Source organism: Rhodohalobacter sulfatireducens (assembly GCF_022012475.1).
In the GTDB taxonomy this organism is placed as follows: Bacteria; Bacteroidota; Rhodothermia; order Balneolales; family Balneolaceae; genus Rhodohalobacter; species Rhodohalobacter sulfatireducens.
On the sequence record NZ_JAKLWS010000037.1, the window covers coordinates 17815 to 41220 of the forward strand.

At 43.6% G+C, this 23406-nt stretch carries 18 protein-coding genes; 7 read left to right on the forward strand and 11 right to left on the reverse strand.

The window, feature by feature from the left end; all coding sequences use genetic code 11:
• Positions 1–206: 206 nt before the first annotated feature.
• Positions 207–968 (reverse strand): deoxyribose-phosphate aldolase, encoded by a 762-nt coding sequence (deoC, locus tag L6773_RS18560; protein WP_237856037.1) that lies wholly within the window; start codon positions 966–968, stop codon positions 207–209.
• Positions 969–1133: 165 nt separating this feature from the next.
• On the opposite strand from deoC, the gene L6773_RS18565 reads away from it, so the two are divergent.
• A complete protein-coding gene (locus tag L6773_RS18565) occupies positions 1134–1679 on the forward strand; it encodes a hypothetical protein (RefSeq protein WP_237856038.1) in 546 nt (181 codons plus the stop codon).
• 46 nt (positions 1680–1725) lie between these two features.
• Here L6773_RS18565 and L6773_RS18570 read toward each other — a convergent pair whose 3' ends face one another.
• The 6 genes from L6773_RS18570 to L6773_RS18595 all read right to left on the reverse strand — a co-directional run bounded on the left by L6773_RS18570 (position 1726) and on the right by L6773_RS18595 (position 9495).
• Positions 1726–4776, reverse strand: coding sequence for a CHAT domain-containing protein (locus tag L6773_RS18570; RefSeq protein ID WP_237856039.1), 3051 nt, complete (start codon positions 4774–4776; stop codon positions 1726–1728).
• Between the two features lie 887 nt (positions 4777–5663).
• Positions 5664–6050 carry a hypothetical protein gene (locus L6773_RS18575; protein ID WP_237856040.1) on the reverse strand — a complete coding sequence of 129 codons (387 nt, stop codon included), beginning with the start codon at positions 6048–6050 and terminating at the stop codon, positions 5664–5666.
• 66 nt (positions 6051–6116) lie between these two features.
• Complete coding sequence (locus L6773_RS18580) at positions 6117–6623, reverse strand: hypothetical protein (protein WP_237856041.1); 507 nt, start codon at positions 6621–6623, stop codon at positions 6117–6119.
• A 323-nt stretch (positions 6624–6946) separates the two neighbouring features.
• Positions 6947–7477, reverse strand: a complete 531-nt coding sequence (locus L6773_RS18585; RefSeq protein WP_237856042.1) for a hypothetical protein — start codon at positions 7475–7477, stop codon at positions 6947–6949.
• 2 nt (positions 7478–7479) lie between these two features.
• The gene (locus L6773_RS18590) at positions 7480–8001 is read right to left on the reverse strand and encodes a hypothetical protein (RefSeq protein ID WP_237856043.1); all 522 of its coding nucleotides are present in this window, start codon (positions 7999–8001) and stop codon (positions 7480–7482) included.
• Between the two features lie 99 nt (positions 8002–8100).
• On the reverse strand, positions 8101–9495 hold the full coding sequence (locus L6773_RS18595; RefSeq protein ID WP_237856045.1) for a hypothetical protein: 1395 nt from the start codon (positions 9493–9495) through the stop codon (positions 8101–8103).
• Positions 9496–10103: 608 nt separating this feature from the next.
• On the opposite strand from L6773_RS18595, the gene L6773_RS18600 reads away from it, so the two are divergent.
• The 4 genes from L6773_RS18600 (at position 10104) to L6773_RS18615 (ending at position 16474) form a co-directional block, all read left to right on the forward strand.
• Positions 10104–13376, forward strand: a complete 3273-nt coding sequence (locus L6773_RS18600) for a CotH kinase family protein (protein ID WP_237856047.1) — start codon at positions 10104–10106, stop codon at positions 13374–13376.
• 557 nt (positions 13377–13933) lie between these two features.
• The gene (locus L6773_RS18605; protein ID WP_237856048.1) at positions 13934–14704 is read left to right on the forward strand and encodes a polyphosphate polymerase domain-containing protein; all 771 of its coding nucleotides are present in this window, start codon (positions 13934–13936) and stop codon (positions 14702–14704) included.
• A complete protein-coding gene (locus L6773_RS18610; RefSeq protein ID WP_237856049.1) occupies positions 14697–15383 on the forward strand; it encodes a DUF4956 domain-containing protein in 687 nt (228 codons plus the stop codon). The genes L6773_RS18605 and L6773_RS18610 overlap by 8 nt, the downstream gene beginning before the upstream one ends.
• Positions 15383–16474, forward strand: a complete 1092-nt coding sequence (locus L6773_RS18615; protein WP_237856050.1) for an HlyD family secretion protein — start codon at positions 15383–15385, stop codon at positions 16472–16474. The genes L6773_RS18610 and L6773_RS18615 overlap by 1 nt, the downstream gene beginning before the upstream one ends.
• Before the next feature lie 654 nt (positions 16475–17128).
• On the opposite strand, the gene L6773_RS18620 is transcribed toward L6773_RS18615, so the two are convergent.
• Together L6773_RS18620 and L6773_RS18625 are read right to left on the reverse strand one after the other, a co-directional pair.
• Positions 17129–17887, reverse strand: coding sequence for a helical backbone metal receptor (locus L6773_RS18620; RefSeq protein ID WP_237856051.1), 759 nt, complete (start codon positions 17885–17887; stop codon positions 17129–17131).
• Positions 17888–18049: 162 nt separating this feature from the next.
• Entirely contained in the window at positions 18050–18505 is a 456-nt protein-coding gene (locus L6773_RS18625; RefSeq protein WP_237856052.1) for a nuclear transport factor 2 family protein, read from the reverse strand.
• Positions 18506–18659: 154 nt separating this feature from the next.
• Between L6773_RS18625 and L6773_RS18630 the strand changes: the two genes are divergently transcribed.
• On the forward strand, positions 18660–19688 hold the full coding sequence (locus tag L6773_RS18630; protein ID WP_237856054.1) for a DUF5050 domain-containing protein: 1029 nt from the start codon (positions 18660–18662) through the stop codon (positions 19686–19688).
• A gap of 505 nt (positions 19689–20193) precedes the next feature.
• Here L6773_RS18630 and L6773_RS18635 read toward each other — a convergent pair.
• Positions 20194–21756, reverse strand: coding sequence for a sulfatase family protein (locus L6773_RS18635; RefSeq protein ID WP_237856055.1), 1563 nt, complete (start codon positions 21754–21756; stop codon positions 20194–20196).
• Between the two features lie 14 nt (positions 21757–21770).
• Positions 21771–21932 (reverse strand): hypothetical protein, encoded by a 162-nt coding sequence (locus L6773_RS18640; RefSeq protein ID WP_237856056.1) that lies wholly within the window; start codon positions 21930–21932, stop codon positions 21771–21773.
• A gap of 250 nt (positions 21933–22182) precedes the next feature.
• Between L6773_RS18640 and L6773_RS18645 the strand changes: the two genes are divergently transcribed.
• The gene (locus L6773_RS18645; RefSeq protein WP_237856057.1) at positions 22183–23142 is read left to right on the forward strand and encodes a Gfo/Idh/MocA family protein; all 960 of its coding nucleotides are present in this window, start codon (positions 22183–22185) and stop codon (positions 23140–23142) included.
• Positions 23143–23406 lie beyond the last annotated feature (264 nt).

Here is a 23406-nt window from a genome sequence, read left to right on the forward strand (position 1 = left end):
ATGGCTGCTCATTGCTTTCCGGGATTTTTTCAACCAATAAAACTTCCCGCATGCCATCGTAAAAATTGGGCTAATCAGGGGGGAGTAGTTGACTCTTCTCCGTCCAGATCCCGGTAGAACTCTTTAAAAAAACTGTTTGATCGTATCGGCAAACCCTTCGTTATGGCCTCCCGGATGTGAGATCTCATTATCCAGGGTGATTATTCTTAATAGCCTTTTTTGTCCCCGCTTTCCTGTATGATACTTTCATCATCTTCTCCATAAAAACGTTTTTTAGCCTCTTCAAGCATCTTTATGGTTGCCGTAGCCCCCACGCGGGTTACCCCCAAATCTTTCACTCTCAAAAGGTCGTCCAGTGTTCTGACACCCCCCGCCGCTTTAACCTGCACATTCTCGGGTGAGTGTTTTCTCATAAGCTTCAAATCGTGTTCCGTAGCCCCCTGGTAGCTGTATTTTCCATCTTCACCTTTTACGAATCCATACCCCGTAGATGTTTTTACAAAATCCGCACCGGCTGAAGCACAAACCTCGCAAAGTTTAATTTTATATTTGTCATCCGTTAGAAAATCATTTTCAAAAATAACTTTCAAAATTGCATCATGAGAATGTGTCTCTTCTGCAACAGCGCGAATCTCATTTTCTACATACTCCCACTCTTCTTGCAGCACCTTGCCGATATTCACGACCATGTCGATCTCCACGGCACCATCTTCGCAGGCTTTCTTGGTTTCTTCGACTTTAATTTCCGTTGCCGAATTTCCATGAGGAAACCCGATAACCGTACCAACCAGCACATCCGATCCTTTCAACCACTCCACCGCATCTTTAATGGCATACGGTTTTATGCAAACGGAGGCTGTATCATACTTTTTAGCCACCATACATTCCTCCTTTAATTCATCATCCGTCATTGTTGGATGAAGAAGGGAGTGGTCAATCATTTTTGCAAGTTCTTTTACTCTGTCCATGAATTCTTTCGATTAATTAATTTTGACTCGTCTATCTAATACAAAGTAAAAAAATATTCAGAGAAATTAGCTCCAATCTCCCATTTCAAATATCAAATGAAACGATATGGGCCTATCCATCATTTTGTAAGTGAATATTAAATAGAATCAAATACTTACATATTTATGAGTAACACGTCGATCAAGAATTACACGACCGACTTATACGAACTGATTAAGCACACACAAACCGTGATTCGAAGCCAAAAGAATTCTGAAAATGTCATGAATCCGAAAGCTGTAGATTTGCTTCATGATATTGATATGGCATTCACAAATCAGATAAATGGATTTGAAGATCTTGGGATTCTAAATGAGGGTACCGGGAAAAAAGTGAAAGACAACCTTGCCAAAGCAACCGGAAAAATTGCAGGGTTTATAGACAGTGCCCGAGATGATGCCGCTTCTAAAATGCTGCGGGATGACTATACAGCCTTAAGCATGATCGCATCCGGTTACACAATGCTGCACACATCCGCTCTTGGTTCAGGCAACGAAGAGCTGGCAAACTTTACACAACAAAGCCTTACGCGAATTGCTCAGCTGATCACTGAAACAAGCAAGGTGCTACCCCACATTGTGGCAGAAGAGATAGAAGTAAGTGACATTGCTGAGGAAGCTGAAGAGAATACTCAGAAAGCGTGGAATCCAGAAAATTTTCTCGTTGAGTGATATTCTTTCATTGATATCAGGCCCTGCAATCAAGCAGGGCTTTTTATTATCGGCCCTGTAATATAAATGCTGCCCAATTTCGCGGGGCTGCAAATTCTGGCTGATTGATCAGATCGATCTTGGCCATCTGTAAAGCTTCTGAATAGGAATACCCCTCTTTAACATACCGGTAGAATTTTATCATCAGGTTGGCTGTTGGCTGATCGTTTACTTTCCACATCGAAACCATCAGGTTTGAAGCCCCGGCGTAGATAAATGCCCTTGTAAAACCAATCATTCCCTCACCTTTATAGACGGTCCCCAATCCTGTTTCACAGGCACCAAGAACAACCAAATCAGCATTCATACGCATATTATAGATATCATTCACATAGATCATACCATCATCATCCTGCTCACCCCAAAATACAATGCCCGAAAGCGATGGATCTTGCTCATTCACAAACGCATGAGTTGCAAAATGAATGTACCCGTACTGCTCGAATGACGTGGTTTCAATTGTGGATTTTGTGGCTTCCTCTCCCAACAATATTTTCACTTCCTCCGGGAAAATATACTCAAGCAGAGAATCTCGCTCCTCAAATATTTTGGCAATTTCTCCGGTTTCATATTGTGTGAGAGGAAGAGGGGATAAGCCGGCCATATATCGAGATGCAGAAGCCTCTTCCTCAAACTTGATTGTAGATTCGTTAAAAGGAGCCACTGCAAAAAGATTTTGTGGATTCTGAATTTTCTGCTCCTTTAACATCTGTAACACGGTTGCCGAGGGCACATAAGATATTTTGTAATCACGTATCAGGTATGGTAATTCATAGTAGCTTGAGTTTTCAGATGCCTCTGTCAGCAGCATTTCGAAAGGCAGGTAGTGGAGTGACTGATCGGGTACAATAATCAACGAGTTTATATTGATCTCTGAAAGAATCGGCTCAATCAGTTGATTATAAAGTTCGTTTGCCACTTTGGAATATTGTTCTGAACGATCCGATAAAACAGAATTACGCAGCGATTTGACCCGGGTTGATAGTGAGTCTGATTTTCCTAAAGAGTAAAACCGGATATCGCTCTTATCCAAAACCAATGCAAAAATTTCCTCATCACTCACAATGTAGTTGATAAGTGCCTCGTCTTGCTCCAGGAGGTCAACCACAACCTCCCTGTCGGCATAGCTCTGGTCGTACTTTAGACGGTAATAATCAGGATACTGTTCTTCCAGTCTTTGGGTAAGATTTTTCAGCTCCCGGCGCGATTCAAAAAGAGAGTCTCGAAAGGACGAAATCCGTTTTTGATCTGCATCAAACCCTTTTTCCTGCTCTGCATGCAGTTTTTGGTAATAATCAGCTATTTGCGTGTTGATTGTGCTTTCCTGATCTAAGATATCCCGTGGAACTCCTGCAAAGTTTTTAGCTTCCAAATCCTGCAAGAGTTCCAAAGCAATCCGCGAGCGGCTTAACTCGCTGGTAGTTAAGATCTCACTCAGCCACTTTTCATCCCCTGTCTCTTCATAAAGGTAATTGTACGCTCTGATAGTATTGGTGAAAATCGAATAATTTTGATCAACAAGATTCAACTTAGAGGCCTCACTCTGATAGGACCTCTGTAAGAAATCGACAACAGTTGTTGAGATAGAGTAGTTTTCAATTGATTGATAAAGTCTCTCAATTCCTCCCTCTTTTTCATACAACTTGAGAAGCACATTGCCAATATTTGTAGCCGACTCCATAAACTGAATGGGGTGAGAGATCCGGCCCGCATCAAAACCGTTTTGGGGTTGTATACCGCTTTCCTCAACAATCATATTAAATGCCTTCTCATAATGACCGAGCGCCGTTTCAAACTCCTCTTCTCCCATAAACGTGTCGCCAATATTTAAACGAATGGTCCATGCCTCGGGATGATTTTCTCCAAGCCTGTTTTTTGTGATTTGCAAAGCCTCATCCAAATACTCCCTGGCCAAATCGAACTGTTCTGTTTTCGTATAAAACTCCCCGAGGTTCGTATATGGCGAGATGAGGTTTGGATGATCATCCCCGTAAATCTCTTCCCGTACAGCTATAGATTTTTGATAGTTTTCGAGAGCGGCATCAAAATTTTCGTTTTCCATGTAGATACTGGCAAGATTTGAATACCCGATAGCCGTATCAATATGGTTTTCTCCAAGAATATTTTCTTTAATTCGCTGTGCTTTTTCAAGTGTCTGGGCAGCCCGTTCAATGTCATCCATCTCCGTAAATACAACACCTGCATTATTATAGGCGCCGGCAACTCTCTCATGATTTTCACCATAGTGTTCCCTGAAGATATCCGCTGTACTCAGAAAATAATCGGCTGCCTGCCCGTAATCGCCCATGATGTAATAAATTGTCCCGATACTGTTATACACGATCCCAACCTGTGGATGGCTTTCACCGTAGAGTGTTTGAGTTACATCCAGCGCCTGCAGAAAATAGTCCATCGCTCCCTGTACATCACCGAGGCGTCGTGTGAGAAGCCCCATATTATTGTAGCAATGAGATAAAAACCTGAGAATTTCATCATCTCTCTCAATCCCTTCTAAAGATTCAACAGCTTCTGAATAGGAGTTCAATGATTCATGAAAATCACCGGCCGCATCTTCCAGGTAACCTTTCGCCATATACCCGCGCGCTCTCGGTAATCCGGAAAACTCCGGCTCATTCACCAGCTCCATGGTTCGTTGAACAACCCGCCCAGCCTTCTCAAAATGCGTCATATTCACATAGAGAAAAATCTTTTGTGTGTTAATCTCCATCTGAAGCGGATGTGGAGTTCCCAGTTCCCGTTGTAAAATTTGTTCAGCTTCTTCAAGGACCTGCTCAGAAGACACAAAATTCCTATCTATACGACCTATATCAGAAAGATAGGTTTTCACTTCTATACAAGTTTCAGCCTGAATGGGAGCGGTACAAAATGTCTCGGATGCCTCCTCAAACATCTCTTTTGATTGCTCGTAATCGCCATCTCGAAAGATCTCCTCTGCCTGTTCAAAAAGAGTTTCGGCATCTGTCGTTGATTGAGCATAGGTTGATACGGGAATCAACAGTAGTGCTGCCAGCAGAAAATAGTTTTTACAGTGAGACACAAAGAGATCCATTTTTTCGAGAGCAGGTTGAATAGTACTATAAAAGTTCAGCTTACATTACTAAACGATTCCCAATTTGTAAAGAATCAGTCCATTATTCAGAAGATGCTGAGAAACCAGGTAGGTTTTTGTAAAGATATGACTTAGATAACACAGACCTACCGGCAACGCTGTCAGGACCTCAAGCTGTCGGACGCTGGCAGGTTGCTTTTGTTTATTATGCCCGCAAGGGTAGAGTGTAGACCCCACCGGTAGTCCGACGAGTATCTGATTTCAGATAGGAATGTTTTTTTGAATACTGAACACTGAATATCCAATGTCGAATTTCGAAGGAGCCAATCACTTCATCATTCTGTGTTCTCCCTGAGGGATCCCTTGCGGGTAATATTGGATATTCGATATTCTCCGAGATCAGAAATCGCATATCGCATATCAGAAATCGTATATCAAAAAAGTCTTCCTTCCTACCGGAAGGCAAAAGACACTCGACGGATCGACAAGCATCAAGTAGCCGGCAGGTAGTTTTGGAGCCCAAGAACCTGAAAGAGTGCGCAGCACAGCAAGCTCCTTTCAGAGTTCGGGTTTATTCCTTATAACGTTTTAGTCAATTTCACGCCTAGCAACTCTGCCAGGACCTCACTTCATTCAGACTCTCAGGTTGCTTTTGTTTGATATGCCCGCAAGGGTAGAGTGGAGATCCCACCGGTAGTCTGACGAGTATCTTATTTCAGATAGGAAAATTTTTTGAATACTGAACACTGAATATCCAATGTCGAATTTCGAAGGAGCCAATCACTTCATTATTCCGTGTTCAATATTGGATATTCGATATTCCCTGAGATCAGAGATTGCATACCGCATATCAGAAATCTCAAATCATTCTTCTGCTACTCAATATACTTATGCCCTTCTAAATCATAATCAATCGTGATGTTTTGATATTGATATTGACCATTGAGTTGAAAATCAGTGCTCCTTGCATTTCCGGTTGCTGTATATGTTCGGCCATTGTTCTCAATATCAATTTCAAACGATTCTGTGCCGGTTGATTGACCCATAATGGTACAATCTTCTGAGTTCATACAGTCGGGATAGACTCTGTTTTCCATCTCACCGGCATCGGCACCGTGTAGTCCTGCAAATCGAATGGTTTCCCGGTCATCCTGTACTTTTAGATGGATTGAAAACTCAACTCGCTCAGTTTCAACTTCAGGAACTTCTCCTTCAGGAATGGGCCAATCGGAATAGCTGGTTGTTCTTTTTTCGCCACCCACAAAGTAGAGGCCGGTATGAGGATACTCCGGTTCACCTAACCCGCCAAGTCCCTCTATTTTTTGGCCTTACAAATCATACCCAACACTATCTCCCCTGTACTTAAACAAGCCATTGATCTGCAGCTCATCATTTTGTAGAGATCCTTCACCCTCATATAAATAACCCGATCTAAAAAGATCCAGTGTTATCAACCCATTTTTGTATGATGCATAAGCGCAATACTCATAAAGTGCGTCACTTTCCCTGCAATTTTGTGGAAACACAGATTTACGAGTTGAGTTTGCACCATTCAGGCCAAAAAACTGGACGGAGTCGGGAATGTTTACCAGGTATTTCATGGATACAACTGTTGCCACCCACGTCGTATCATAGGTGTACTCAAACTCCACGGTACAGGGAAAGCAGTCGGGATCTCTGTCAATCTCAGTGCCGGTTAAAAAGTAAACTTCCGACACATAATTTGTTGATGTTTTTTCGTTTTCTTCCTCTTCTTTCGGGTCTGTTGACTTATCAGAACAACCGAACATCAATACCGGAAGGGTAAGCATTAGAATTGGCAGAAAGGATTTCATGCTCGATGATTGAATTAGTTGACTCTCTACTATTACACATTAAACAAACTGCGTAACTATTTCTATAGTACTTTTTTTGATGGCGCAAATCAAATCGAGAGAGCATGAAGAAGCTTAGCACCTGGTATTCTTGATATGCCCCGCGAGGGATCCCTTCGGAACGATTGGAGATATTCGAGAAATTAGAATATCGAACACTGAATATCCAATGTCGAATTTCGAAGGAGCCAATCACTTCATCATTCCGTGTTCAATATTCGATATTCCCTGAGATCAGAGATTGCATACCGCATATCAGAAATAAAAACTGATTAGATTAAACCCTACTCAGGAATTTTTTCGCCATCCAACGTATGTTCAATGCTCTTGTTCTGAAACTCGTACCTGCTTTCCAGCCTAATTTCAGTCTTGTTGATCAGTATCTCTACTTCTATTGTTGCATAAAAAGTTCGTTGGCCATTTTTGATATCGACTTCCCATGTCCTGTCGCCTGTTTTGGTTCCGTAAACTTTGCAGTTCTCTGGATTGCTGCATGCAGAAAAAACTGAGTTTTCGGCCCTGCCTGCATCGGCTCCCACAAGTCCATAAATTCGAATCTTGTTTTCATCCATTTGTTGAATCAACATGTTGAATCCCTGGGAATTTTTCTTTTGTACAGGATCTTCATCTGGTGGTATTGGCCATTCGGAATAAGTAGTTGTTTCTTCGGCACCTGATAACAGCCAGAGACCAGAAAGGTTTATATCTGGTTCTTTTGGTTCGTATTTTGATTGATTCAGGCTATCATCAGTACAGCTAAATAAAACAATGCATAACAAACAAAAACTTAAAAGAATTTTTCTGACAGAATTCATTTTTATAACTCTTCTTCGTCAATTTTTTTACCTTGAAGCTTATATTCAATTCCAATCTCACGATATTCAAAGTACGTATCCAGCGTTAGTATTTCGCCATCTAACCAGCCAGTCCCTGAAAATTCCCCTGCCGGTGTTCTATAGTCGATTTGGAGAGAACCCATTTCAAAATTGGCATATCCACAAAAGCTGGGATTCTCACACTCAACAGGCAAGATGCTGTTTCGACTGGCATTGGCTCCTGGCAATCCAAAAAACTGAACTGTATCTCGCTTTTCTTCTACCATTCGAATAGTAGTTAGGAATGAGATCGTTGTCGTATCTGTGTCTAATATCACTTTTTCTCCACCCCATTGCGGCCAGGGAAAATCGTAGGTGTACTCTATGATTGTTCCCTGTAAAAAGTAAACTCCAGAGACAGGCTCAGTCTGTAATGTATCTAAATTGGGATTGGGTAAATTCCCTGGACCTTCAAATAGAATTGGACAAAAAAAGATTGTTATTAAAACTAATCTTTTATCCATATAAAATGTCTTTAATTTTATTAATTCATTTTTAAATAAAGGTGTAGAAATAAATTCTTTTCTACACCCATCATCAATACTTTTTAATTCATATAATTACTACCAATCATTCCAAATATCTTCATCCATACTGGTGTCTTCATCCACATTACTTCTAATTTGAGCGTTGCTTATACCACAATTACCATCAGATGATGATCTGTTTAGAGTGCCGCTTGAATTTTTCCAATGAGCAACATTTGGATTCGGGCTGGCAGGAAATTCGTGATTGCTACAAGGGGCTGGAGAAGAATAATCTGCTGAATAAAAAGCTACATTACTACTGGCCCATTGAACACTGAACATTTGGTTGTTCTCTATTTTCATATATTGTCCACCCGCAGCACCTATACCCACTTGTCCCGGACTGACACCAATGTTTTCACTGGCTTCCTGATATTTTCCTCCACTGTCACCTAAAATCAGAAACGAGCCCCACATTGAACTACTATGGCCACGTGCCCTATTATTCTTAACCTGAATCCAGTCGTTTTGTAAACCCTCAGATTCAAAAATGCTAATCCAATCTTCTAGTTCTTCAGAACCATACGTTGAAGATGTGCGATCCATCGAATTACCATTTATCCTGATTCCTCCTCCATTGCAATCACTACATTGTAAGAAATTCCTACCTGAATTTAACGCTTCATTATTTAACACCTCTAGTGGACCGTCTGTATCAGTAAACAAGATACCTGAAGATACATCCTCAAAATATGAATGCCGAACAGACAGGTCTTCCCCATTATCAAATCGAATAGCACTAAAATACTCACCATTTTTTCCCGCTCCTATCTTTTCGAATGTCATATATACAATATAAACATTTGTAGTATTTGAGGATGCAGAATGGATACCATACTCTGTATATTTTTTAAGTGTCAAGCCATTAATTGTATTATTTTTCATACCACCTTTAAATGCTTTATTTACGCTGAATTGCCCATCTAAAATGGGATCATTAATACCAACCCATTCATTACCGTCTTTAGAATCTTCAATTTTTTGTGAGTAATAAGTCCCTTGATGGACATAAAACGTTGAACCGGCCGAACAAATTGAGTTGGCTGTGTTTAAATTGTCTCCCGGATATAAAAATACGAAACTTCCCATGGTGTTAAACATACTTCTACATGTGGCAGACATCTGCATAGTTCCGGATTCAGCATCTGCGTAGTCTAAAAGAATGCTTTTTATATCTGAAGCATCCAAATTTCTGAGCTTTGGCTGATCGCCTTCATATCTTCTGATTACTTGTTGCAATCTGTCACTCAATTCATTGTATTGTTTTTTGGAAATGGAACGAAGCTGGTCTGCCATCTCTTCTGCTGGCGTCTTAAGTTTTTGAAGAGTTGTATCACTGAGTTTTATAGTACCCTCCGTAGCTTTTAAAATCGGCTCGCCAAGCTCTAAGACTTCTTCATCCGTAAGATTTTCAATATCCGCTTTGCTCATGGTTTCTACCTTTTTCACCATCTCCTGGAATTCGGCAAATACCTGTTGAGGTGAATCTCCATGTGATTTTTGGGCTGCTATCCCTTCTATATTTTCTGCCGCTAACGAGTTGCTGGTACTGCTGGTTCCAATATCACTTTCACTACACGAAAGCAGCATACCAGCGATTATCAATACTGAGAGTACATGTATTATCCTTCTCTTCTTCATAGACTTTTCCTCTTTTAATTGATGATTGTTTTAAAGAGCTATAGCATGTGAAAGGCAATGTGTGAACCCTTACAGTTCTGTAAGTTCAACCAAAATATAAGCTCCCAGAAAAGTGCTCAAATGTGACTCAGAACTTGATGAAGTCAGTCTTACTTATTTGTGTACCTGTTCTCAATGTACCCTTTTGTGCTACGCTGATTTCTCAGTAGTTCCTATTAAAAGAATGCAGCTACACCACAAATGTTACAAAGAATATTTATAGATGTTTTAATTGCTTTCCCTTGCTTACTAATCACTTGTCCCTCCCGTTTTTTTATACTATCCTAATCAATCTGTAGTGTGATTGAAATACAAAAACTTTTCACAAAAGAGTTCATCAGTGATTTAAGAGAAGAGTAATGACTGCCATCTTTAAAAAACTCATTTTGTTATTTTTCTTTTTTGGAATCTGTTCGCCCTCTCTGTTTAGCCAAAACCTGCACCTCAACGAAATCCTCTCTTCCAACGAAACCACTCTTGCTGATGAAGACGGCGATTTCGAAGACTGGATTGAAATAACCAACTTAGGTGATGAGCCGATCAACCTGTCCGACTTCGGCCTTTCGGATGATGGCGATGAACCGTTCAAATGGACCTTCCCCGATACCACGATTCAGCCGGGCGATTTTATGCTGATCTGGGCGTCTGATAAAGACCGCGCTACTCCAGGATCCGAACTTCATACGAATTTTGGCGTGTCGGTCGACGGAGAAGAGATCTTTTTGACGCACTCCAATGGCACGCTCCTGGATCAATCACCCGAAAGAGAATTGGAGGAGGATTATTCAATCGGGCGCCAACCGGACGGCACCGGCGAATGGTTCCGGTTTGATGAACCGACTCCTGGCGAACCCAACACCACGGAAGCAATCGATGACCCGCTGGAAGAACCCGAACTTTCTCACAATCCGGGTTTTTATACCTCAGAATTTAATCTCGAAATTTCCCATTCACGCGAGGATGTCACCTTCTATTACACGCTGGACGGGTCAACCCCGACGGAAGAATCTGCGATGTATAACGGGCCGATTTCTATCAACGACAAAAGCAGTGATCCGAACCTTTACTCAACCATTCCCACCAACTTTCTGGGCGGGCGTTACGGCTTCCGGGAACCGGATGGATTGATCCCAAAAGGAACGGTTCTGCGAGTGAAAGCGGTGAAGGAGGGATTTCGTCCGGCTCAAAGAACCTACTCCTTTTTTGTATTTCCGGAGGGCCATGGTAAACATCAGCTACCGGTAATCTCCATCACCTCAGACAGCCTGAATTTTTTCGGGGATGAAGAGGGAATTTACGTTCCCGGCGTGCATCACGACGGTCGGGACCACACCGGCAACTACTATCAGCGCGGGGAAGGATGGGAGCGGGAATCATCCTTCGAATTTTTTGATGAAGATGGTGAGCAACAGGTCTCACAAAATGTTGGTGTTCGGATTCACGGAAGTTTTACAAGGCGCTATGCCCAAAAAAGCCTGCGGATTTATGCCCGCGGTGAATATGGCGAAGGCAGCATCAACTACGAGATTTTTCCCGGCCAGGAATACGATGAATACGAGAGGCTGGTCCTCAGAAATTCAGGGAATGATCAGGGCTACACCATGTTCAGGGACGCAGCGGCGCACGAGGTTGTGAAGCATTTTAATATGGAAACGCAAGCGTACCGTCCGTCGGTGGTCTATATCAACGGGGAGTATTGGGGCATTCATAACATCCGCGAGCGATTTGATGACAACTACCTGGAAAGGGTGTATGGCGTAGATGGCGACAATATCGACTACCTGAGCAACCGCTGGGAGATTGAGTATGGCTCCAACTGGCCGTACCAGGATATGGTGAATTTCATCGATTCAAAAGATCTATCTGTGGAAGCCAACATGGATTCGGTGAAAACGCTCATGGATATCGACAATTTCCTGGATTATTACACCGCTGAAATTTATTTCCTGAATACAGACTGGCCTCACGGAAATATTGAATTCTGGCGGCGGCACATTCCGTACGACAGGAACGCCCCACCCGGACTTGACGGCCGATGGCGCTGGCTTTTTTACGACCTGGATGCCGGCTTCGGGTTTGTTGAAGATCCCGACTTCGATATGCTCCATTACGTTACCAAACCGCAAGCATTCCAGGATATGGAGTGGCCGAACCTGATCATTCGGAACTTGCTGGAAAATGAATCATTTAAGCATGATTTCATCAACCGAATGGCGGATCATCTGAATACCTCATTTCGAACGGATCGCGTGTTGGATATCATCGACCGGTATCAGGGTCAAATTGCGCCGGAGATGCCTCAATTCATCCGGAGATGGCACTACCCGGCTCGCATCACTCAGTGGAATGGATTTGTTAACGGTATGAGAGATTTTGCAGAAGAGCGCCCTGGTTTCATGTGGCAAAATATTCTCGATCATTTTGAGATTGAATCAACGGAAACCATCACGGTTGATTTGGAAGATACAGATCAGGGAAAAATTCGCGTAAACTCTTTGTTGATTTCATCCGAAACGCCCGGAATTGAAGATAATGCCTACCCGTGGACGGGCACCTATTTTTCGGGGATTCCCGTTACGCTTAAAACAGATCCCGAAATTGGCTATCACCTCTCGCACTGGGTTGTGGATGGAAAACAGGTTTATGAACAGGAATTGACCCTTTTACCCGATACCACTGAAAAGATCTCTGCCATTTTTGATGATCTTTCCCTGGATGATTTTGAGCCCTGCGCTTTGGGTGATACCACCTACCATTTTTCCGAATGGTTCGCTACCCAACCGACGGATACCTATCCCGAGTCGATGGCATTTGTCTACATGGATGAAACCGAACCGGGACTGGATGCAACCATCGCCGGTATTACCCAGGGTGCCTACAACCTGGAATCCCGAACCAGGATTAATGGGTTGGGAGAGGACGGATTCTCGTTTATCAATACATCAAACGAAGTGGGAAATCGCGGCTACCCTGGCAATCGATTGGGTGGCGCTGTTCTTTTTTTGAATACAGAGGGCCAGGGATCGGTTAGAGTGAACTGGTTAGCGGGAACTGTTGAGCCCAATTCACGAATTTATAATATCCGGCTGCAATACAGAACGGATACGAATGAACCTTTCCGCGACGTTTTGGATGATGAGGGAAACCCGGTTGAGTATGAGAGGAATGAAGTTGAAGGTCATTCGCAAGCTCTCGACTCAGTGACGCTTGCAGGCGACGCAGATAATCAGCCAAATGTCCAGCTTTTATGGAGATATTATTACACGGGTGAACGCGTGGATGAAGAAAACGGACAACGCGCGATGCTGAATATTTCCGAGATTCATGTTACCTCTGAACCGCTTTTGGGAGAAGAGCCCGGTCGTCCGCAGGAAGTTCGATTGTTTCAAAACTATCCCAACCCTTTTTATCCGTACACCACCATTCGGTATGATCTGCCGTCAGATCAACATGTAAAAATTGATCTCTATTCGATTGATGGCCGCCACGTCGCCACCCTCGAAGACAGGGAAGCAGAATCCGGCCGCCATCATGTGGATCTGGATGTGAGCGGGTTGGCAACGGGTATTTACCTGTACAGACTTTTAACCGATGATTTTTCAGAAATTAAAAAAATGAGTGTAGTTAAGTAATCTCCCTTTGAAGGGAGACAGATTTTTCAAATAAGTTCTTTGAAAAATCAGAGGGATGTACATGCGACCCGTTGAGTCATCCCCTTGAATCAACTCTGCTGATTAACTTATTCCGAAGCTCTTTTTTCATTTTAACATATGAACTGAAGCAGAGCTTCCTGGTGGATGATCCGAAGGAGGACCTTCGGATCGAGTGAAAATGTATTTTTGGCTGATCGAGGGGGATGACCGTGGCACGAACTGGAAACCTTTGAGATTTTCAAGAACGTCGTGACTCTTGGAGGATCCCCGACAGGCTTGTCGGGGAACGCTTCAAGGTCACTTTTACCACCGCTTTCTTACAATTTTACACCTGATCAGAAGCAGAGCTTCCTGGCGGGTGATCCGAAGGAGGACCTTCGGATCAAGTGAAGGGGAAGCTCTAATTAAAAGGGAAAGCCTCTCCTTGTCCGTCAGCTGACGGATAGGGAGGGGTTGGGGTGAGTCAGCCAGTGGGAGGATTATTTCTCGTTTTCTAATCTCCTGCCATTTTTTTATTCTAAAATAAATAAACCGTTATGGAGCAGACCTTTCAAAGGCAACGTTTTGAGTTGAAGTACCGCATCAACGAGTCGAAAGCACAGGAGATCCGCTTTTTCGTTGAGAACTACCTGGAGTGCGACCCTAATGGTGCCTCCAATCCTGATCGATCCTATAAAGTTCACAGCCTCTACCTCGATTCACCGGGTTTAAACACCTACCATCGCACTGTAAATGGAGATCGAAATCGCTATAAATTGAGGTTGCGATATTATGATTCTGTTGACTCCCCGGTCTTCTTTGAAATCAAGCAGCGGCGCAATCGTGTGATCCGCAAAAAACGAGCACAGGTTGTTCGGGATTCCGTTCAGGATCTGCTCAATGGCCATGCCCCTACAAAAAATCATCTCGCAAAAAATTCGTTAACTGAACTGGATGCACTTGAACATTTTTGCTTTTTAACAGGAAAACTTCAGGCATCACCTAAAATGCATGTTACTTACATGCGTGAAGCTTATGAAAAAAGAGATTCAAACGATGTAAGGGTTACGATCGACAGGGATGTGAAAAGCAGCCGGGTTCGCCATAATCATTTTGAACCTCAGCAATCCGGTGGGCTCCCGGTCTTTGGTAATACGGTAATCCTGGAATTAAAGTTTACGAACCGATTCCCGGATTGGCTGAACGAGTTGACACAGCGATTTCACCTGAGGCGTGAGTCGGCTTCAAAATATGTGGACAGCATTGAATTTATTCGCTTTAGCAGAATTGAAAAAGGAATGAACACAACACCGGTTTATCATGAATGAATGGTTTCAATTTGGCGATACGGCACCCATCCCAACAGATCTTCCAACACTTCTTCTTGGCTTGCTCCTCTCTTTTATGTGCGGGCAAATCCTGGCATGGATTTATATGTACACGCATACCGGGCTTTCCTATTCAAGAAATTTCGTAAGCTCGCTGATCATCATCCCCATTACCGTTGCCCTCGTAATGATGGTGCTTGATAACAACCTCATTACCGCATTCAGTCTTCTCGCCGTTTTTGCCATTGTTCGATTCAGGAATATTTTACGTGACACGCTTGATACGGCTTATATTTTGTCTCTCATTGTGATTGGCATGGCATGCGGGACTCAAAAGTTTTCCACTGCAATTGTTGGAACTGCGGTTGCCTCGTCGGCTCTGATCTTTATCTGGTTTACCAATTTTGGATCAAGACAGCGATATGATCTGATTCTAAATCTCCATTGGTCACAGCCTCTCTCACGGCTCGATCACCTTCGGGAGTTCCTGAATCGCCATTCGTTAAAAACACGCCTGGCTTCGCAGCGTTCTGATGATGAACTGGAAAAAACTCACCTCTCATACCGGCTGCTTTTGCGTGATCCGAATAAAGTGGACCTATTGCTTTCGGAACTCAAACAGATTGATGGGGTATCGGATGTAAGCAGCATGCGGGCTGAAGATGAATCGGAGGTGTGATGAAGGAAAAAAAATTTGAACCGATTCCGATCCCGTGGGAGCAACGCCTGAGGGAACTTCGTGTTCGCGTTTTGCCGATCATTGTGTTTTTATGTGTTGGAGCGGCTGTAATCTATTTGTGGAGAGATACCACGAGTCACCCCACACTGATCGGCCAGGTTGTTGGAGAACGATCGGCCATTTCGAGCCCGGTGGATGGTACAATTATCAATTTTTACTATGAACCGTTTGATGAAGTAAATCAGGGAGAACTTCTTGGCCAGGTTTTTCCGCGGGACAGTGTTTTTCTTCAATCGCAATTGAACCTGATTCGAGCAGAAATTGAACGGATCGAACAAACAAGAGAACCGGTATTAGCGGAGCAACGCGTTCGTTTAGACCTTGAAGACCTGAAAATCAGCCAGATGGAAACACGAATTTCACTGGCACAGGCAAGGCTTCAACAACAGCAGGCTGAATCTGAATTTGAACGGTTTGAAAATCTCAGAAACCGTGAACTAATCTCTGAGCAGCGTTTTGATTCGGTACAAACAAAGCTCGAGCTTTTTAATGTCCAGGTTCGAGAGTATCAAAATATGCTGGAATATTACTCCGACCGAATCCGGGAAATTGAAGATTATACTTCGTACGGAGATCGGGCCGACCGAAACCCGGTATTGGCGGCCATCAAAGTTCAGGAGCAACAGATGGAGGCAATTTTAGCAGAATTTGGCCCAACCCCGTTTTATGCGCCCATCAGCGGTGTAATCAGTTCGGTTCAAAATGCAGGAGGTGAGTTTGTATCACGCGGAGATTCATTATTGGTGATTGAATCACGGGAACCAACTCATATTGTTGGATATGTGCGACAACCTTTCACACAAACTCCGGAAGTGGGGATGAATGTACAGGTTCGAACCCGAAAAGCGAATCGAACATTTTTCGATTCAAAAATTGAAGAGGTCGGCGGACATGTTCGGCTCCTTCGAAGAAATCTACAACGTCCCGGTGCCATTTTTGAAAGCGGCCTGCCCATTAAAATTGCCATGGCCGATTCGATTAACCTAAACCTGATGCCCGGCGAGTTGGTTGATATTGTTTTGTCACCTTGAGAGTTGTTTGTTGTCGGTTGTTGGTGATTAGTAGTTCGTTCACAACTGGCACAAGTGACATCCTTGACTTAAAGATGGTAGAAGGATGCTTTCAGCAAAACAATCCCTTTATTCTTCCAATGGCTGCTTTAAAATACAGGATTTAACACTTGCGCCGGTTGAGTGGTTGGAATTTTGGGGGATTCTAAAATAAAGATTGCACGTGTGCAATCGTCACACCCCAGAGGGGTGAAAGTTTTATAGCCTGCGGCAAAAACAGGAGTGAAACGAACGGTTTGCAGCCGTAGGTTTGCAAAAGGAAAAAATAAACCCCGAGGCGATGAATGTTGAAAAAGCAAGAGATTAAACGAGGGGTCATGCGAAGATTTATGCATGGATTGGATTCTCTTGCCTGCTGAATTGAAGCCGGAGCTTGGCAACAAGTGAAATGGAAAGAGGTTGGAAAAGGGGCACAAGTGACATCCTTGACTTACGGATGGTAAAAGGATGCTTCCAGCAAAACAATCCCTTCATTCTTCCAATGGCTGCTTTAAAATACCGTATTTAACACTGCGCCAGTTTGGGGGAAATTGACTGGTAGATAGCCGTCAGACCGCTTTGAGCGGTCAGACGGCTTACTCTCAACAAACAACGGACAACGAACTACTTTCAAAATTACGCAATCGCCCTCCTCAACACATTCAGCTTCTCAAACGCTTTCAACATCCTCGACCCATACCAGCTAAACCACTCGCCGTTGACCAGGATAATGCTTGTCTTTTTGCAGTATTCATTGACCTCTCTGATATGCTTTTCTTTGAAGGGATAGGGTTCGCTGCTCAGTAAAATAACATCAGGATTTTTGAGTGATAATTCTTCCAAAGAAGTGTTCGGATACCGGGTTTTATCCGAAAAAACATTTTCAAGATTGCAGTGATCCATCACGGAGTGAATGTAAGTGTCGCCGCCCACGGTCATCCAGGGGTCACGCCAAATCATGTAAGCGGCGGTCATCGGTTTCTCTTCGGGCACATCCTCCATTTTCTCCTGGATTTTGTGGATCATCGATTTGGCTTTCTCTTCAACACCACATTTCCAGCCGATATCATGAATGGTAAACAGTGCCTCGTTAATGTTACCGATTTCCGTGACATGTACATCAAAATAGCGTTTTAGCTCCTCGACATCTTCCCGACGATTTTCCTCTTTGTTAACGATAACCAGCTCCGGCTGAATCTCACGAATTTTATCCAATCGTGGGTTTTTAGTCCCGCCAACAATCTGAACCCGGTCAATCTTTTCTCTCGGATGAATACAAAATTTCGTCCGACCTGTGACTTTTTCACCAAGCCCTAAATCAAATAAAAGTTCAGTAAGTGATGGAACGAGACTGACAATTGAATTTGGCGGCATATTTAATGTTTCAATCTTCATTTAATTTTAGTAATGAAATTTCCCCTCTTGAGAGGGGAAAGTGAAATGAGCGTGTAGCGAATGAACTCGGGGTGTGTTTTGTAAGTTGATCTCAATTAGTGAACACACCTCTGATGGTTTCGCTGAACGCTCTACCATCTGTCTCCTCTCAAGAGGAGAAGTTTACATCTCCATCGGTATTCGGGTTGCCTGCCACGCAACGGCTTTCCACTGGCCATCCCGCTTTTGAAATGTACCTGTGTTATAAAATTCAAGGCGTTCCTCACCAGACGGTGGTTGAGAGATCGCTACGAGCTTAAACGTAACAACAGCTATATCATCAAACAATTGGATCTGTGTTTCTTCGGCATGGTAGTCCGGCGTTTGCTGATTCATGTTTTGAGGGTTGTCCGCAAGGCCTTCCATAATAATCTCTTTGGTTACGCGCTCACCGTTTGAGCTTGTATAGATCAGGTCTTCCGCCCAAAACCGGTCATGAATTTCTGCATCGTTTTCTGACGCTCCCCGTAGAAACTCATCAAGTAATTGTTCGAGATCCCGGACTTCATCTGATTCTTGAGCAAACAAAGCAGGCATGAATAACAATTGAAGTAGTATAATTGATATCAATTTTTTCATGAGGCTGAACGTTTTCGTATTGTATAATCTTTGTTAGAATATAATAAGTATTGCTGGAGATGTTTGCAGCGTGTTGTTATCACAATAATTGACTTCATTTCAGCGTCTTATTAAAATCATAGAAGTTTTCCTTCTTTTCCTAAATGGCAATCTTATGAACGCTCGAATTTCTTCTCAAATTTTTCGGGTATCGTTAATGCTTTTACTTTTTTCATGGATACCCTCTCTACTTTTTGGACAGTCATACACGCCAAGAAGCCTTCATAATGGTCCTTCTTGGTCGCCCGACGGAATGGTCATTGCCTATGCGGCATCCTATTCCGGGGATTTTGATATCTATGCCATCGATATATGGACGATGGAGCAGCAGCAGATTACGGATCATCCCGCAAATGATATGTATCCCGAATGGGCTCCCAACGGATTGAACCTGGCATTTTATTCTGACCGCCCAAGTGAAATCCCTCCATTTCCGCCGGATACGGTTGTTTACAATGTGAAGGGACTCTACGAGACTTATGCACGGGATGGCTATCGTCCCTCATGGTCGCCGAATGGCAGAACGATAACCGCACATTTCCGGGATGAAGTGGGAGATTATGAAATCTACACCATGAATCGACAGGGAAAAGACCGGGTTCCGATTACCGATAATATGGCAACAGATGTTCATCCCCGCTTCTCTCCCGACGGCAACAAGATTGTGTTTATCTCCGACAGAGATTACCGGCCCGAAATTTATGTGATGAATTCAGACGGATCGGACCAAACAAGATTAACAAATTCCGATTCTTACGATATCGATGCGGTGTGGTCACCCGACGGCGAGAAAATAGCCTTTATATCTAACCGGCTTGGTTCTTTTGATATATTTGTGATGAACGCCGATGGATCTGACAAGAGGCTTATTGTAGGTTCTCCCTCAATTGATATTGCACCGGTATGGTCTCCTGAAGGTAACAAAATTCTTTTCTCATCAAACCGTTCCGGCTATTTCGATCTGTATGTCTATCATATGGAGGAAGATACAACTGAGCAGCTCACCAACTCTGAGTTTCACGAGTTTTACGGTACATGGTCGCCGAATGGCAGCCGAATTGCTTACCTGGCTACCGAAGAAGATGAACCACACCTTTACCTGATGAATTCAGATGGACGAAGAAAGCGGCAATTGACGAGATAGTTTTTAAAATCACCAAGAAGACTAAATTAGGATACTCTGCGTTCCACCGCGTTCTCTGCAGTTGTTCTCTGAGGAATTTTATGCTTGGTCATTAGAGATCCCCAAAGCTCATTCGCTATATGTTCATTTAAATTTCGCCCCTACAAAAACGATGAGAAACCGCGAACTCAAACGCACGAATTTTTAACCGCCAAGTTCGCGGAGAGCGCAAAGACAGAACTGAGACCATTTGACCAGTGTACCCTGCGTTACACCGCGCTCTCTGCGGTTATTTTCTGAGGAATTTTATGCTTGGTCATTAGATATCCCCAAAGTTCATTCGCTATACGTTCATTTAAGTTTTCCCCTACAAAAACGATGATTAACCGAGAAGTTAAGCGCACGAATTTTTAACCGCCAAGTTCGCGGAGAGTGCAGAGACAGAATTAAGACCATTTGACCAGTATGCCCGGCGTTACACCGCGTTCCCTGCGGTTAATATTGTGGCAATTTATTATTCATTGCTTTAAAAATCCATCCAGTCCAGTTCTGCCCATCTTTCGGAGCCGTCATTTTCCTGCGGTTCTCCGGGTGTACTTCGGCCTGATAGAATATATTCTTCGAGTAATTCTTTTAATTCTTTCACTTTGTCCGGGTAGAGATGAACCAGGTTGTTTTCTTCCGAGGGATCTTGTTCCAGGTTATACAATTGAAACAGCGGAAGCCTTCGCAACTCGTCCTCGGTATTCGGATAACTCCATCCACCTGAACCCGGCCAGAGAATCAGTTTCCAGTCTCCTTTCTTGATGGCAAAACGACCGGCCAGCGAATGAAATACGGTCGCTTCGCGAAGCGGTTTTTCATACTCCTGCTGCATCAGTACCGGAAGGAAGCTGTAGCTGTCTTCTCCCGCATTCTCTGGCAGAAAACCTCCGGTCAGGTCCGCAAAGGTCGCCATTAAATCTACAGTACTGATTGTTTCATCGGAAGTGAGTCCGCCGTCAATACCATCGGGCCAGTTGACTACAAAAGGAACCCGATGACCGCCTTCGTAGATATCCGCTTTATGCCCTCGATAGATGTAACTGGGGTCATGTCCCGCCTGTGCAAGTTCCTCAAAATCAGACCTGGGGGAAGCACCGTTATCACTCGTAAAAATGATCATCGTATTTTCCCGAATATTTTTCGATTCAAGTGCATCTACAATTTGGCCGACCAGATGATCGACCTGCAAAACGAAATCACCATAAAGATTTGCGTTACTCGATCCGATAAACTCGGTGGTTGGAAGAATGGGCGTATGCGGTGCAGGCAGCGCAAAATAGAGAAAGAAGGGTTGGCCTGATTCCGCTCTCCGGTCAATATAGCTGATGGATCGATCTGTTAAATCCGGTAATACCATTGTGTGATCGAAATCGGGAGCGGTTAACCCTTTTCGCCAGAACCCCTTTTCATCGTAGTTGACGGTTTCTTCTGTTGGAACCGCAGTGGGCAATCCGTTTTCCACATATACGTAGGGCGGCATATCCAGCGACCCTGAGAACCCAAAGGAGTAATCAAGCCCATGGTCACCCGGGCCATTTTTGATTGGCTCCTTAAAATCAACACCCGGGCGGCTGTTTAAAGCATCAATATTTTCCGGCTCACCGGTAAACGTCCAATTCCACCCGAGGTGCCACTTCCCGACGAATCCCGTGTGATAGTTTTGTTCCTGGAGCATCTCCGGCAGGGTCAATCGTTCGTTTTTAATTAATGATTTCGAATAACCGCTAAGTACAAACTTTTTGAGTGTCGATCTCCAGTTATAACGGCCGGTCAACAATCCGTAACGCGTGGGTGTACAGACTGCGGAACTGGTATGGGCATCGGTGAACTTCATCCCGGCCTCAGCTAATTTATCAACATTCGGGGTTTTAAAGGCGGCATTTTCATTAAAGGATGAGATATCCCCATAACCAAGATCGTCTGCCAATATCACGATAATATTCGGAGGGTCACCCCCCGATTGAACCGCAAAAATTTGGATGGAAGAAACTAAGATGACAAATATTAGAAGCAGAAAAACAAGAATCTCTTTTTTATAGAGCATAATAAACAGAAGCCTTATTCAAGTTCCTTTTTTAAGTCGCTTAGAAAATCAGTTGCCATATCGTTGTGTTTTTCCATCCACCTCACCAGTTTCAGCCTGAGTTCTGTGATTGTCTCTTTGTTGTCTTGATCATTCACAAGATTGTTCATCTCCAGGGGATCCTTCTCTATATACATAATCTTTTTGATTGAGGAAATTTTAAGCGACCTATTTTCTCATTGAAGGAAGCAATTGTAAAGGAGTACTGAATATTGCCCTGAAATCTGTTATCCTTATGTAGATAGTTACTCCACTCTTAATTAAGGAGGATCCGGTGGAGGAAGATTAGGTTTTTGAAACCACCCCAAACTCCCCTACCCGACGGTTCGGGAAAAGGTCTTGGAAAAGAAAGGAACTTCACGAACAACCTGACAGGAAAAATAGATTATGCAGAAAATTCGAATTGGCGTACTCAGCACAGCGAAAATAGGCGTTCAAAAAGTAATCCCGGCGATGCAGCAAGCCGATCTTTGCGAAGTAACAGGAATAGCATCCAGGAATTTGAAACGTGCTCAAGCCACGGCCGATAAACTTTCTATTCCAAAGGCGTATGGATCGTATGAGGATCTGCTGGCGGATTCAGAGATCGATGCCGTTTATATACCGCTGCCGAACCATATGCACGTACCGTGGTCTATCAAATCGCTTGAAGCCGGCAAACATGTGCTTTGCGAAAAACCGATCGGGATGGATGCAGAGGAAGCCAGAACCCTGCTGTCCGTCTCCAAAGAGTATTCGGGGCAAAAGATCTCGGAAGCGTTTATGTATCGTCAGCATCCCCGCTGGAAACGAACCGTTGAGTTGGTTCAGTCCGGTGCAATTGGTGAACTCAAAGCGATCCATTCATTCTTTTCGTACTACAATGACGATCCCGAAAACTACCGGAACAGTGCCGATATGGGTGGGGGTGGTTTGATGGATATCGGTTGTTATTCCATCTCCTTATCCCGTCTTCTGTTTGATCGGGAACCGGTGAGTGTTCACGGCGAACTGGAGTACGATCCTGAATTTAATACCGACCGATTAGCATCGGGATTGCTCCGTTTTGAAGGGGGAACGTCCGTTTTTACATGTGCCACACAATGTTATAAAGATCAATATGTGAAAGTGTTCGGAACGAAAGGAAAGATTGAGATGGACTGGCCTTTCAATCCTGATTTCACAAAAACCCAACGCTTACAGGTTGTCATCGATGATGAGGAGACCATCGAAGAGTTTGCCCCGGTTGACCACTTTACGCTACAGGCTGAAGCGTTTGCGAAGAGCATTCTTGAGGATAAACCGGTTCCCGTTTCGCTAGAGGATTCCATCAAAAACATGAAAGTGATTGATGCGATGAGAGACTAATCCGTTGTCTCTAATATACCTGTACTGATTTCGAAGTTCTGTCTTCGAAACCCATAAGAAGAAACCCCAAACTGGTTCAAGTTTGTAACTTGGACCACCATGAGGAAGTTCTCCTTCAGTTTACAATTCATATGAAGCGGAGCTTCCGATTTGGCGTACCGAAGCTCCTGCTTCGGTACGAGAAAACTTGGACCATGATGAGCGGAGCTTCGGTACGAGTAAAAAATATACTCTGCTTCACTTCGCGCTCTCAGAGGTTAACTT